This window comes from Cytophaga sp. (assembly GCF_051961495.1).
Classification (GTDB): domain Bacteria; phylum Bacteroidota; class Bacteroidia; order Cytophagales; family Cytophagaceae; genus Cytophaga.
In genome coordinates this window covers 1-13,154 of the sequence record NZ_JBQCDF010000122.1, presented here as the reverse complement: position 1 = coordinate 13,154, position 13,154 = coordinate 1, and the positions used below count along the sequence as shown (strand labels likewise).

At 37.3% G+C, this 13,154-nt stretch carries 12 protein-coding genes; 9 read left to right on the top strand and 3 right to left on the bottom strand.

Going from position 1 to position 13,154, the window contains the following annotated elements:
• Window positions 1–419: 419 nt before the first annotated feature.
• The 6 genes from ACTHJT_RS06030 (at window position 420) to ACTHJT_RS06005 (ending at window position 6,844) form a co-directional block, all read left to right on the top strand.
• Window positions 420–1,418 carry a 3-oxoacyl-ACP synthase III family protein gene (locus ACTHJT_RS06030; RefSeq protein WP_440237099.1) on the top strand — a complete coding sequence of 333 codons (999 nt, stop codon included), beginning with the start codon at window positions 420–422 and terminating at the stop codon, window positions 1,416–1,418.
• Window positions 1,419–1,686: 268 nt separating this feature from the next.
• Window positions 1,687–2,529 carry a 1,4-dihydroxy-2-naphthoyl-CoA synthase gene (locus ACTHJT_RS06025; protein WP_440237098.1) on the top strand — a complete coding sequence of 281 codons (843 nt, stop codon included), beginning with the start codon at window positions 1,687–1,689 and terminating at the stop codon, window positions 2,527–2,529.
• Window positions 2,530–2,688: 159 nt separating this feature from the next.
• Complete coding sequence (locus tag ACTHJT_RS06020) at window positions 2,689–3,198, top strand: OB-fold protein (protein ID WP_440237097.1); 510 nt, start codon at window positions 2,689–2,691, stop codon at window positions 3,196–3,198.
• A gap of 609 nt (window positions 3,199–3,807) precedes the next feature.
• Window positions 3,808–4,236, top strand: coding sequence for a hypothetical protein (locus ACTHJT_RS06015; protein WP_440237096.1), 429 nt, complete (start codon window positions 3,808–3,810; stop codon window positions 4,234–4,236).
• A gap of 804 nt (window positions 4,237–5,040) precedes the next feature.
• Window positions 5,041–5,976: an IS1595 family transposase gene (locus ACTHJT_RS06010; RefSeq protein WP_440237095.1), complete on the top strand. Its 936-nt coding sequence runs from the start codon at window positions 5,041–5,043 to the stop codon at window positions 5,974–5,976.
• A gap of 250 nt (window positions 5,977–6,226) precedes the next feature.
• Window positions 6,227–6,844: a hypothetical protein gene (locus ACTHJT_RS06005; protein ID WP_440237094.1), complete on the top strand. Its 618-nt coding sequence runs from the start codon at window positions 6,227–6,229 to the stop codon at window positions 6,842–6,844.
• Here ACTHJT_RS06005 and ACTHJT_RS06000 read toward each other — a convergent pair whose 3' ends face one another.
• Window positions 6,845–7,027 (bottom strand): hypothetical protein, encoded by a 183-nt coding sequence (locus ACTHJT_RS06000; protein ID WP_440237093.1) that lies wholly within the window; start codon window positions 7,025–7,027, stop codon window positions 6,845–6,847. It lies immediately after the preceding gene.
• Between the two features lie 220 nt (window positions 7,028–7,247).
• Window positions 7,248–7,439 carry a hypothetical protein gene (locus ACTHJT_RS05995; protein ID WP_440237092.1) on the bottom strand — a complete coding sequence of 64 codons (192 nt, stop codon included), beginning with the start codon at window positions 7,437–7,439 and terminating at the stop codon, window positions 7,248–7,250.
• Window positions 7,440–7,935: 496 nt separating this feature from the next.
• On the opposite strand from ACTHJT_RS05995, the gene ACTHJT_RS05990 reads away from it, so the two are divergent.
• Both ACTHJT_RS05990 and ACTHJT_RS05985 read left to right on the top strand, forming a co-directional pair.
• The gene (locus ACTHJT_RS05990) at window positions 7,936–8,382 is read left to right on the top strand and encodes a response regulator (protein ID WP_440237091.1); all 447 of its coding nucleotides are present in this window, start codon (window positions 7,936–7,938) and stop codon (window positions 8,380–8,382) included.
• An 18-nt stretch (window positions 8,383–8,400) separates the two neighbouring features.
• On the top strand, window positions 8,401–11,193 hold the full coding sequence (locus ACTHJT_RS05985) for a PAS domain-containing protein (protein ID WP_440237090.1): 2,793 nt from the start codon (window positions 8,401–8,403) through the stop codon (window positions 11,191–11,193).
• Between the two features lie 12 nt (window positions 11,194–11,205).
• On the opposite strand, the gene ACTHJT_RS05980 is transcribed toward ACTHJT_RS05985, so the two are convergent.
• On the bottom strand, window positions 11,206–11,628 hold the full coding sequence (locus ACTHJT_RS05980; protein WP_440237089.1) for a protease inhibitor I42 family protein: 423 nt from the start codon (window positions 11,626–11,628) through the stop codon (window positions 11,206–11,208).
• 142 nt (window positions 11,629–11,770) lie between these two features.
• On the opposite strand from ACTHJT_RS05980, the gene ACTHJT_RS05975 reads away from it, so the two are divergent.
• Window positions 11,771–13,154: trehalase family glycosidase (locus tag ACTHJT_RS05975; RefSeq protein WP_440237088.1), on the top strand; the 1,384-nt coding region annotated here is incomplete at its 3' end.

Here is a 13,154-nt window from a genome sequence, read left to right as displayed (position 1 = left end):
GGCTTCGGAATTGCAAATTCCGAAGAGCTACAACAAAATAGTAAAACAGGAAAACCGATAAGTCCGCTTATCGGTTTTTTTATGGCGGGGTAAAAACATCAAGTTGGTATTACACCTATCGCCAGTCTGAGCAAAGCGCAGACTAGTGCCAGAAACTGTAGTTAAAAACAAGTGGTTGGTAGTTTAAGTGAAATAATCATCAACTCTTCTATTAAAGAGTTAAGGCACTTAAACGTACCGAACACGGTGTATTTTCAGCTAGTACAAAATATGCCGTGGTTCGGTACGTTTACGCAGCTGTAATTTCATTCAAAGAATAAATGTTTATTTTGCGTAAACTACCAACCACTTGTAAACTAGCCTAGCGCTAGCCTCTGCAGGATTGACGCCAGAAATAACAGCGAAACACCATTACATACATGCAACTACATTCACAACTTTCAGGCACGGGTCATTATGTACCCGAACACATTGTCAGCAACCAGGATCTTACAGCCTTCATGGAAACTTCCGATGCCTGGATCCAGGAGCGTACGGGAATTAAAGAGCGCCGCTTCTTCAAAGAAGGCGTTGATACAGTTTCGAATATGGGTGCCAAAGCGGCACGCATGGCATTGGCTAATGCAAAGGTTGATGCGAAGGAAATAGATCTGATCGTATTTGCTACACTGAGTCCGGATTATGCATTCCCCGGCTCAGGTGTTTTATTGCAGCGTGAGCTAGGTGTGCCGAACATTCCGGCATTGGATATCCGTCAGCAGTGCGCGGGCTTTATCTATGCCCTGTCTGTAGCTGACCAGTTCATTAAAACCGGGATGTACAAAACGGTGCTGGTTGTAGGTAGTGAAATCCAATCCAATATCATGGAGCTGTCTGACAGAGGACGTAACATGGCTGTGATCTTCGGTGACGGTGCGGGAGCAGTCGTATTAAAAGCTACAACCGAAAACAAAGGGATTCTTTCTACGCATTTGCACGCTGATGGTACGCACGCAGAAGAACTGATGCTGGAACATCCGGGCAGCAGAAGCAAAACGCGTGTAACGCCTGAAATGATTGAGAATGGCGCGCTGCTGCCGGTCATGAACGGACAAGGTGTATTTAAATATGCCGTGCAGAAATTTCCGGAAGTAATCAAAGAAGCGTTAGATGCAAACAATCTTCAGACAAGTGACATCAGTTTATTGATTCCGCACCAGGCTAATCTACGCATTGCAGAATACGTACAGAAACAATTGAAGCTGGAAGATCACCAGGTATTTAATAATATCCAGAAGTATGGCAATACAACAGCAGCGTCTATTCCGATTGCCTTGAGTGAAGCCGTACATGAAGGTAAACTAAAACCAGGCGACTTGCTTTGTCTGGCAGCATTCGGCAGCGGCTTTGTTTGGGCGAGCGCGTTGATCAGGTATTAATTGAATATAAAAGCAAGTGATTGATATCCGCCGCGGCGGATAAGTGAAACATTTATTTGTTTTCCATTTACTAATGCGGCCACTCAAACGTACCGAACCACGGCGGATTGTCTGCCGATATAAAATATGCCATGGTTCGGTACGTTTACACAACTGGATATTAAAGCAAATGAGATATGCTAATTCCATAAACTGCCAACCATTTGTTTTTATTCAGAATATGTATATAAATCCATTATCTTTACCACACACATAACACTAGTTCCTTATGGCAATTGAATGGAAAACAGTAAGAGAATTTGAAGATATAACGTACAAGAAAGCAAACGGCGTGGCACGTATCGCCTTTAACCGTCCGGATGTACGCAACGCTTTCCGCCCGAAGACAACAGCTGAATTGTACGATGCCTTCTACGATGCGTATGAAGATGCATCTATCGGCGTAGTATTATTATCAGCCGAAGGACCGTCATCCAAAGACGGAATCTATTCGTTCTGCAGCGGCGGCGACCAGAAAGCCCGCGGTGAAAAAGGCTATGTAGGTGAAGACGGCAGACACCGTCTGAATATTCTGGAAGTACAACGCCTGATCCGTTTTATGCCAAAAGTAGTTATTGCCGTAGTGCCGGGCTGGGCAGTTGGCGGTGGCCATAGCTTACACGTTGTTTGTGACCTGACACTTGCCAGCAAAGAACACGCGATCTTCAAACAGACCGACGCAGACGTTACCAGCTTCGATGGCGGTTATGGTTCAGCCTACCTGGCAAAAATGGTGGGCCAGAAAAAAGCACGTGAGATTTTTTTCCTTGGAAGAAATTATTCTGCACAGGAAGCCTTTGATATGGGCATGGTGAACGCTGTGATCCCGCATGAACAGCTGGAAGACACCGCCTATGAATGGGCACAGGAAATACTGGCGAAATCCCCTACTTCGATCAAAATGTTAAAATTCGCTATGAATCTAACAGACGACGGTATGGTTGGCCAACAGATATTTGCCGGCGAAGCAACCCGCCTGGCTTATGGAACAGACGAAGCGAAAGAAGGCCGTAATGCGTTCCTTGAAAAAAGAAAGCCAGACTTCAGCGATGTTGGCTGGGGTCCTTGTTGATTTTTACTTAACAGCAACCAAACCTATAAGGTTTTCTAATTTATAGATCAGCTTAATAATTACGCAGCTGTAGCAAGGTTTTGCATCTATATAAAATTGAAACCCTATAGATTACTTTACAACAACAATATTGTACATACTTAAACATAAATGATCTCCATGAAAAAAAGTTTTTTTCTACTACCTATTTTATTTTTGATTTACTCCTGCAACATTAAAGAACAATCTGAAATTCAAAAAGAAGTCATCGCAGCCCAGGAGGTTATTGAAATTGATGCCGGTGATTTAGTAACAAGCTTTGTAAAAGATAGTACTGCAGCCGCAAAACAATATGTAGGAAAAATACTTTCCGTTAAAGGCAAAGTAGGGTTCTTTGAACAAATAGATACCATAGCATTTAAGACAAATGACTCTTTACCGGGTATTGTAAAATGGTTTGTTGAAAGACTGGAAAGTGATATTAATACAAGTAATATTTTCTTTGACATATCCAAGGTTAAACAAAACCAACCTCCGTATTCGCTCACTGCTACTTTTCCAAGAGAATACAGAAAAGAACTTGTTGGTGTAAAAGAAAAGTCGAACGTACAGGTTAAAGGGAAGCTGGAGTACATCAGCACATTGTCACAGACTCAAGCAGACAGCACAAAAAAAATGGTATTAATATAGATTAAAAACCTTCTGAACTTTTTGAGTTTGGAAGGTTTATTTTTTTATTAATAAGGCTGTAAAATATTTTTCAATTTTGAGATTTTTGATTGTGTGTTTTTCTATTTATAAGAAACAACCTAAAATACTATTTTTAAAAATTTTACATTATGTCCAAAAAGACAAAACACATCAAAATTCACTTTAGCATATCAAAAAAGAAAATTAAATTCATTTGTAAGATCTCTCTTGAACTTTTTATTATCTTATTTGGAATATTTTAGTAATGAATAGATTAAAAGCCTCTTGAACTTTTATCGGGTTCAGGAGGTTTTATTTTTTGATAAGTATGGCTGTTTTTCAGCTTAAAATAAACGAATACCCGATTTATCCTAGCTATTTGTTAATAAGCAAACAAAAAGTTATCCACGTGTTGAAAACTTTTAAAGCCTATAACAATTTATTAATTAATTGATTATTAAATATATACAATACAAGGAGATAAAAAAAAGTGTTTATATAGCAATATTTTTGGTGTTTAACCTTTAAAGAGAGTTGACACGGATGCGTCAACACTTTGCTACCAAATAAAAAATGGGTATTTTTACAATAAGCGAATAGAGAAGTGTTATGGAGCTAAACTTAAATTTCATTGACGCAAGTGAGAACCACGAAAAATATCGTGCTTCTATACACTTAACAGGCAAATTGGGATTTAATATGGATGCCAATAACCTGATGGAATTGTCCGGAGACAAATACTATAAAGTTGCCTTTGAACCTCAAACAAGCAACTTCAATAGGATTTATCTAGTTGAATCTAGTAAAGATGACCCGACAGCTGCGAAGGTTAATAAAGCAGGTCAATACTATTTCTTGAAATTGGCGCATGTGCTGAATAGACTTAAAGTAGATTATAAGACGGTGTCTTTAAGATTCTTAGTTGAGAAGGCTGAACTAAAATACCAAGGTCAAGACGTTTACATACTTGAAAGATCAAGTTCTAACAAAAGAGATAAAAAAGATGAAGGAGCAGACGAGATTGATGCTGCTGAATAGATATTGCTTTTTAAAGCAAAAGAAAACCCCGCTGTTGGAGCAGCAGGGCTTATTACACTTATACCAATGGAAGCAAGCGAAGCGCCAGAGGGATACAAGTGGATTTATTGTCGTAGAATTCGGTGTAAAGAGTGTCCTAGTGGATACCGTTACCCGACGAAGGCAAGGTTTTTCCGATTTCTCGTGAAAATCTAATCCATTAATCCTGGAGACAGACCATTATGCAAGGCAGAAGGTCTGTCTTTTATTTTTAGGAAAATAACGTACAATTATACGCAATTATTGCATTATTACACTTTAGAAACATTCTAAATTAGTAAAATGTTCCGAATTTAGCGTTTTTCAACATGAAATTTTTTCTGACGTAAATTAATGTTTTTGTACTATTACGTGTACAAAAGGTTTGAGTTTACCTCATATTCAAATTCTAATCAAAATTAATCTCTTTCATTTTCAGTTTGTTATATAAAATTGAAAATAAATTTCATCTTTTCCCTGTGAACTAAACAAAAAGGAAGTTATACAAAGAACCGAGAGGAACGAACCTCCCGGCTAAATGTATAATCATGAAAGCAATTTGCTTTAAAATCAACAACAGAATCTACTACATCCTGTTGTTCAATGGTAAAATCATCAATGTGTTCTTTGAAGAATACGGTTAACGATTTTTATAACAGCCTCATTTACTACCATGGGGCTGTTCCTAACCTAAATAACGTTGTTTTATTTCTAAAAAAAGTACAACAAAACACCCATTTTCCAACAAAAGACCTTTAATTAGTCCTAATAATTGTTTTGAATCAATTGAAAAACTTTACCTCTTTAGAAAATCTTTTAACTGCCTTTCCTACGGACACGGACTGTAGAAGGTATTTATCAGAAATTCGTTGGGCTGGTAAAGTTGTTTGTCCTCACTGCAATAATAAGGACAAGAAGATTTATGTATATAAGAACGAGCGATTGTATAAATGCGCCAGTTGTAAAAAGCAATTCACTTCTACCGTAGGTACAACCTTTGAGCGCTCTCACGTAGGTCTTAAAAAGTGGTTTGTCGCTATCTATATTTTTAGCTCCCACAAGAAAGGGATTTCCTCTCACCAGTTAAGTAAAGACATCAAAGTTACGCAACCAACAGCTTGGTATATGTTGCATCGTATACGAAGTGCAATGAATAACAATAAGACATTCAAAGGTATTTTAAGCGGTGTTGTTGAAGTTGATGAAACATTCATTGGTGGTAAAGCAAAGAACAAGCATAAAAGCAAACGGAAGAAAGGTACACAAGGGCGTTCTACACTGGATAAAACGCCTGTACTCGGTATGGTGCAACGAGGGGGTAATGTAATTACATTTCCAATTAAGAAACTTGACGGTGCAGGAATGAAGCTTATAATACGCAAAAAGGTTGATCCAAATACAATCGTGATGACCGACAGCTTTAAAGGCTATAATGGATTAGGAAAACATTTAACCCATAATGTAATCAATCACTCCGAAGGCGAATACGTAAACGGCAATATCCATACACAGACCATTGAAGGCTTTTGGAGTCAACTGAAGAAAGGATTGATTGGTATTTATCATTGGGTGAGTCCAAAACATTTATATCGCTACTGTGATGAATTTGAATATCGCTATAACACACGATCTATGAAGGAAGTAGATAGATTCAACTTGCTACTAGGGCAGTCTTTTAATACAAGGCTTTTATTTGTAGATTTGATACGTAACACTGGATAACATATGATTTAACAAACGATAAATAATTCAAAATATAGTACGTTGCTGTAGTCTTCTTAACCGAAAACCGCCAAAAATTTCAAAAGAAGGAAAGACTAAAGTAGATAGTACGCCTATATGGGCGTGGCTTCTGCTTGTTTATTCCTTCTAGGTGCTTGGCGGTACCACGGTTAGGGTGAACAGTATGAGGTTCACGTCCTATTTCTTTTTAACCGCCTGTAGAACCTCCTGGTACAAACCGCCAAAACAAATGAGAATTTTAACATCACTTTCAATTGTTATTCTTTTGAATGCTTGTACTTCACCTAATGAACAAACTCATAACGACAATCTTTCAGTTAAACGAGATTCAATACACCAATCAAAAAAGGATTCTATTTTCAGAGCACAACAAAGAGAATTATTTCTAAAAGATTCTTTAAAGACAGCTGATAGTTTATCCAAAACAAGAAAAGAAAAAACTGTGAGTAAGAAAAAAGAATCTAAAACGCTAAAGACTCCTATACCAGAATTTACGGCTGTATTCTACTCTTACGTCTATTCTCAGCTAGACAAAAATTTACCTAAAAGAGATAATGGTGACGGTTGGTATAATAACGATGGACAAACAGATGTGCAAGGAAAAATTGAATTCAAAGACGGAAGGTTTTGTTTTTATCAAACGCTGTATGGCGATGCTGAATTATGTGATGTAATAGAAGTATCAGAAGAGGATGAAGAAACAGGACAACTCATTTTTACAGGTCGATATGTTGAAGTAACAATTCAATTTTCTAAATACATTCATTGTAACATTGCATACAACTTCGACAGGAAGTATCAACTCTATTCTGATTTGATACAATTACGTGCTGAGTATGCACAATGATCATCTTTCAATTACAGCTGTAAATCTTTTGATAGGTCTCGAGAATAATGTTTTACCTTCGTTGTTCTTAATCGCAATTGTTGAACTATTGGAGAGTATTTTTATTGAGGTTGATTCGATAGTTTTAAAAATTCTTGGAGCTACATGTCCGTCGTAGATATAGTAAATTACTACTTTCTTCATTAATGATTTCTGAACTTTTTTAATGGTATTGGTGTAATAAAAGATCCCTAGGTTTTACCAGAACCTAGGGATTAATAATTGTTTCCTTAAACAAATACCACTATGACAAAAGCATTACTGATTAAGGTAATCAAAGAGTATGATCCTAAAACTAACAAATATAGAACTATCAAATTCTATATTGTAGGTTAATCTTACTCTAATAACATTAACATTGTTACTATTTTCCTTTAGGTTCTCTTACAGCAATGAATTTATCTGAAGGACCAGAAAAATAGACATGTGTTGGATTATCGACTACTTGAACAATTCCGTTACCAGAAGTTATGTATAATCTTTCTTCTTTAAATTCTCTAAAAAGATACGGCTCAGAACTTCCTTCAACGAGCAAATAAACAGTTACTTCTTCCATGTTGTTATAATTTAAGTGGTTTTAATTGCCTAAATAACAATCTTTTATAACTAGTAGTCAAATTGATTTATCAACACTGATTTACCAACAAAATAAATATGGATTTCCTTTATCTGTAACAAGGTTTTTAATCTATATTAATACCAAAAAAATAATCTCCTATACAATTTCCTTACAAGGGTGTTTACTTGAAAAGAAAAAATAGTAGAACTGAGTCATACGACTAAAATAAAAATGCCCGTTGATAGAATAATCAACGGGCATTTTTATTTACCAGATTGATACGTTTTAGTAAAAAATCAGTATAAAATTATATGTTTTAAATAAGACAAATAATTATTTTATCAACCAAACAGGATTCTATTTAATCAATACTAAAATCTTAATTATCTGACAAAAAATGTATGTTACAACGTCTAAAGAACATATTTGGCTTTACCGGCATACCATACCTAAACAACTCATAGAAATTGTATTTTTTTGATTATATTTGACCATGTGCCGATCTAAAAATATTTATCTAGCAGATGACGATGAAGACGATAGATCGTTTTTTCAGGATGCTCTGAAAGAAGTTTGTAAAGAATATACCTTAACAACAGCTGCAGATGGCAGAGAACTGATGGAGATTTTATATACGCCACCGGTACGTCTGCCTGATATTATCTTTTTAGATCTGAACATGCCGGCTAAAAATGGTTTTGAATGCCTGACCGAGATCAAAAAAAATACAGCGTTAAAACGCTTACCGATTATTATATTTTCAACAACCGCCCAGGAAGAAGCCGTTAACAAAGCCTATGAAAATGGTGCCTCTTATTATATCTGCAAACCCAACAGCTTTTCCCTTTTAAAAAAAACTCTGAAAAAGGTTCTTGAAATTGATTGGATCAACGAAGTCAATCAGATATCAAAAGAAAAATTCATTGTTTCTGTCGCCTGATTTTTACTTCATTCATGAATGCATAAAATAGAATTAGATTTTGAACAGGCCAGAACGAGGCATCTACTTTTCAGAACAAAGTTAAAATCTATTCTATATGGTGCTGAAATGGATGTACACTCCATCATCTCTCCCATCGATAGCAAAATAGGCCAATGGATTTATGCCCATGCATTAAAGCTATATGGGCACATTCCTGAAATGATTGAGCTTGAACGTATCCATAAATATATTCACGAATCCGCAGAACAACTCATACTGCAATATCATTCAGGCCAGGCCAACGAGGCCAGGAATAGCTTACACAAGCTGGAATCATCTGCTGATACATTTACTGAATTCCTGACAATTATTGAAAAAAAGGTTAAAGAAGATAATCTGAATTTTCCATACGATTCAGAAGACCTCATACATACCAATTATAAAGAGCTCTTAGAACTTCGTCAAAGTATTACAGATCTGGATCAGCGAATAAAAGAACAAACAGAAGAATTATTTCTTTCAAAAAAATTCTTTGAACGGAAACTGCACAACCATTTTAGCCAGGCTCCTATTGCTATCTGTATACTAAGAGGCAAGAGTTTCATTTTCGAATTTGCCAATGATCTTTTCTTAGAACTTATCGATAAAAAAGCAGACCTTATTGGAAAAAAGCTTTTCGAAGCGCTACCTGAATTACAAAGCCAGAATGTCGCTGAACTGCTCAATGGTGTCATTCATTCAGGAAAACCTTTTATCGGTAATGAACTGGAATATTCGCTGCAAAGAAATAATATACTACAACCAGGATTTTTTAATTTCATTATCAAATCTCTGGAAGATGAGTTAGATCCTTCGCCCGGACTGATGATTGTTTGTTCAGAAGTAACTGAACAGGTACTAAGCAAAGACACAGCAATGGAAAACCAGCGCAAGCTGAACATTGCTATTGAATCAGCCAACCTGGGTACCTATGAACTTAATCTTAAGACCGGGGCTATAAATTATTCCGACAGGCACATTGCCATTTTCGGTTTTAGTCCGGATGAACGCCCTTCACACGAAGAGCTTGTTAAACACGTACACCCGGATGATATGCATATCCGGAACGAGGCACATAGAACATCACTTCAGACAGGAAGTTTATCATATCAATTGCGTATAGTATGGAACGACCAATCCATACACTGGATCCAGACAAGCGGAAAAGTTTTTTTTGATAAACATGGTGCCGCAGAAAAAATCATGGGTACTGTAATGGATATTACTGAAAGCAAAACAGCTGAAGAAAAAATCAGGCAGAGCAATGAAAGGCTTGAGATTGCCATGAAAGCTGGCAACCTCGGTTCCTATGAATTGAATTATGAAACCGGAGAAGTAGCTTTTGACGATATCTGTAAGCTTCATTTTGATTTTCCATTGGACATGCATGTAACCATGGATGATATACGACATGCAACCCATCCGGATGATAGAATGGAACTGCAACTGAAAATGCAGCACATCCGCAGCAATACCGGAAATTATTCTGCTGAATACAGGATTATCACCAAAGACAATGAGCTCCGTTGGATCTCAACATCCGGCAAAGGCATCTATCATAAAGATGGTACGCTGATAAAATTAATTGGTGTTGCTGAAAACATAACAGCACGGAAACGAGATGAAGAAGAATTAAGTCTCAGTCTTTCAAAATTCAGACTACTTGCAGACTCTATGCCACAGTTTGTATGGACAAGCGACACAGAGGGCAATTTAAACTATTTCAATCAATCTGTTTTTGATTATACTGGCCTTACGCCTAAACAGGTATATGAGGAAGGCTGGCTGCAGATTGTACACCCGGACGATCGCGCAGTGAATATTGAAAAATGGATGCATAGCATCCGTACCGGAGAAAATTTTTTATATGAACATCGTTTCAAAAAAAATACCGGCGAGTACCGCTGGCAGCTGAGCCGGGCACTTCCGCAACGCAACAAAGCCGGCGAAATACAAATGTGGGTTGGTACCAGCACCGATATTCAGGATCAGAAAACCATGGCGCAATATCTGGAAGCCTTAATAATAGAGCGCACCAAAGAATTAAAAAATGCCAATCAGGAACTTGAAAATATGAACCAGGAACTCCGCTCCTTTACTTATATTTCAAGCCACGACTTACAGGAACCATTAAGAAAGATCCAGACATTTATCAGCAGAATTCAGGAGACAGACAGCCAAACACTTTCTCAGGAAGGCGCTATCTATTTTGAACGCATCCGTCAGGCTGCGCATAAAATGAAAACACTGATCAATGACCTCCTCACTTATTCAAGAACCAATGTTTCAGATAAAATATTTGAAACAACCAACCTGAATGTATTGCTGCAGGAAATTAAAACAGAGTTTACAGACAGCTTAAAAGAAAAGCAAGGCACTCTGGAAATAGCCAATCTGCCGGATGTACAGGGAATCCCTTTCCAATTGAGGCAGCTCTTCATTAATTTAATTTCAAATTCCATTAAGTTTGCAAAACCGGGTGTCCCGCCGGTTATTAAGATCAGCGCATCATTACTCATGGGTAACGACATCGGGAATCCGAATGCGCATGAGAACGAATTATACCATCAAATCGCCATCAGTGATAATGGTATTGGATTTGATCCAGAATATAAAAGTAAAATTTTTGAAGTATTCCAGCGCCTGCATGCAAAAACAGAATTCGATGGTACAGGTATAGGCTTGTCAATCTGTAATAAAATTGCCCAAAACCACCACGGTTTTATCACTGCCCATGGCGAACTTAATAAAGGCGCTGTATTTACATTATATTTACCGTTTGGAAAATAATGTTGATTCCATTTATTTACGCACATCAATAATAAATTCGTTATCAGGTGGCGTATTTTCAGGCGTAAAGTCTTCGCATTCCTCGTTGCCCCCTATAAAACAACTGGCAAATTTAATGGTGCCATGACCGGGAGATACAGCTTTAAATGTTAATACCTTAACGCCGCCTGCCCCATCGTAACCGAGTCTGGAATAAATGGATGGTATAAAATCTGTTTTTACTTGTTGTACGAGCTTGCATTGACATTCGTTCAGCCAGCAATTGACATAGCCCGTAGAACCGTTTTCATACAACCTTATTTTAAATGTTTCTCCAACTTTACAGTCGAACGTATCATTCGTAGTATTCACGTAACGGAAATGTCTATAATAGATAATGCCTACCACTGTAACTAAAACAATAAAGCTGATTAAAGCAAGGTAGATTTTTTTCATAAATGTTCTGATAATAAATGTAATTTAAGAAATGATATTAAAAGTATGTAACAGTTTTCATTTTTCCTGTAAAATCATATTTATTGATTTTAACATCTTTAGCATTGAAAAAAAATAAACAAAAATTCATTTATCCGATACCATGTTGATTTTTGAAACTTCCTCCATGCAATTCCAAAGCCCTGATGAGATCTATGGAGAGCTGTTTGCAAACGTGCAGATAACAAAAGTTTTTCCGGATGATAAAACCTTTACTGATTGTATTCCTAAAATTTCCATCGACGAGATTCTGAACAAATACAATGCAGAAAAAGACACAACCGGTTTTGACCTGAAAGCCTTTGTTTATGAGTATTTCACACTTCCTGATCTCGACCATTCTCAATATACTGCTGATACAACCGTTACCATTACCAAACATATTGATAATCTCTGGGAAGTATTAACCAGACAAGCCAGCATGCAAAAAACACATTCATCCCTGATCAGTCTTCCCTATTCTTATATTGTACCAGGAGGACGTTTCCGGGAAATTTTCTATTGGGACAGTTATTTTGTTATGCTCGGACTTCAGGAATCCAGCCGGTATGAGCTCATTGAAAATATGGTCAATAATTTTTCATTCCTGATCCATACATTCGGCTTTATCCCAAATGGAAACAGGACGTATTTTATGACACGTTCACAACCGCCATTTTATTCTTTAATGATCGATATTCTCGCCGACAAAGATCCGCTTGTTTATATAAAGTATTTACCCTACCTGGAAAAAGAATATGCATTCTGGATGAAAAGTTCAGAACTGCTAACCGATGAAAACGTATGTGTCGAAAGGGTTGTACGAATGCCTGATGGCGAAATACTCAATCGTTATTGGGACGGAAAAGATACACCACGGCCGGAAGGATATTCGAAAGAGTTACGTTCTTCCAAGGGTATGCCTGCAGATAAAGCAGCAGATATGTACCGCGAGATCCGTGCCGCCTGTGAGTCCGGCTGGGACTTCAGTTCACGTTGGTTACGCGATGGACAAACATTTCAGTCAAGCTATATAACAGAAATCATACCGGTAGATCTTAATTGTCTGCTATATCATCTGGAAGAAACCATCAGCAAAGCATATAAATTAAAAGGAGAACTGGAAAAAGAAAGTATCTATTTTTCACTGGCAGTAAAAAGAAAGAATGCTATTTTAAAATATTGCTGGAGTGACCAGGATCTTTTTTTTATGGATTATGATTTTGTACAGAAAATAACAACGCCATGCCACTCACTGGCTGCTGCCTTCCCACTGTTCTTTAATATGGCAACTCCAGTGCAGGCAAAAGAAGTCGCTAAAAAAATTAAAGCTGACTTTCTTCAACCGGGAGGGTTTGTTACTACACTAAAGACATCTCCCTTTCAATGGGATAGCCCTAATGGCTGGGCACCACTACAATGGATTACTGTAAAAGGATTGCTGAATTATAATGAGACAGAGCTGGCAACAACAGGCGCCAGACAATGGATGCAGCTGAATGATAAGA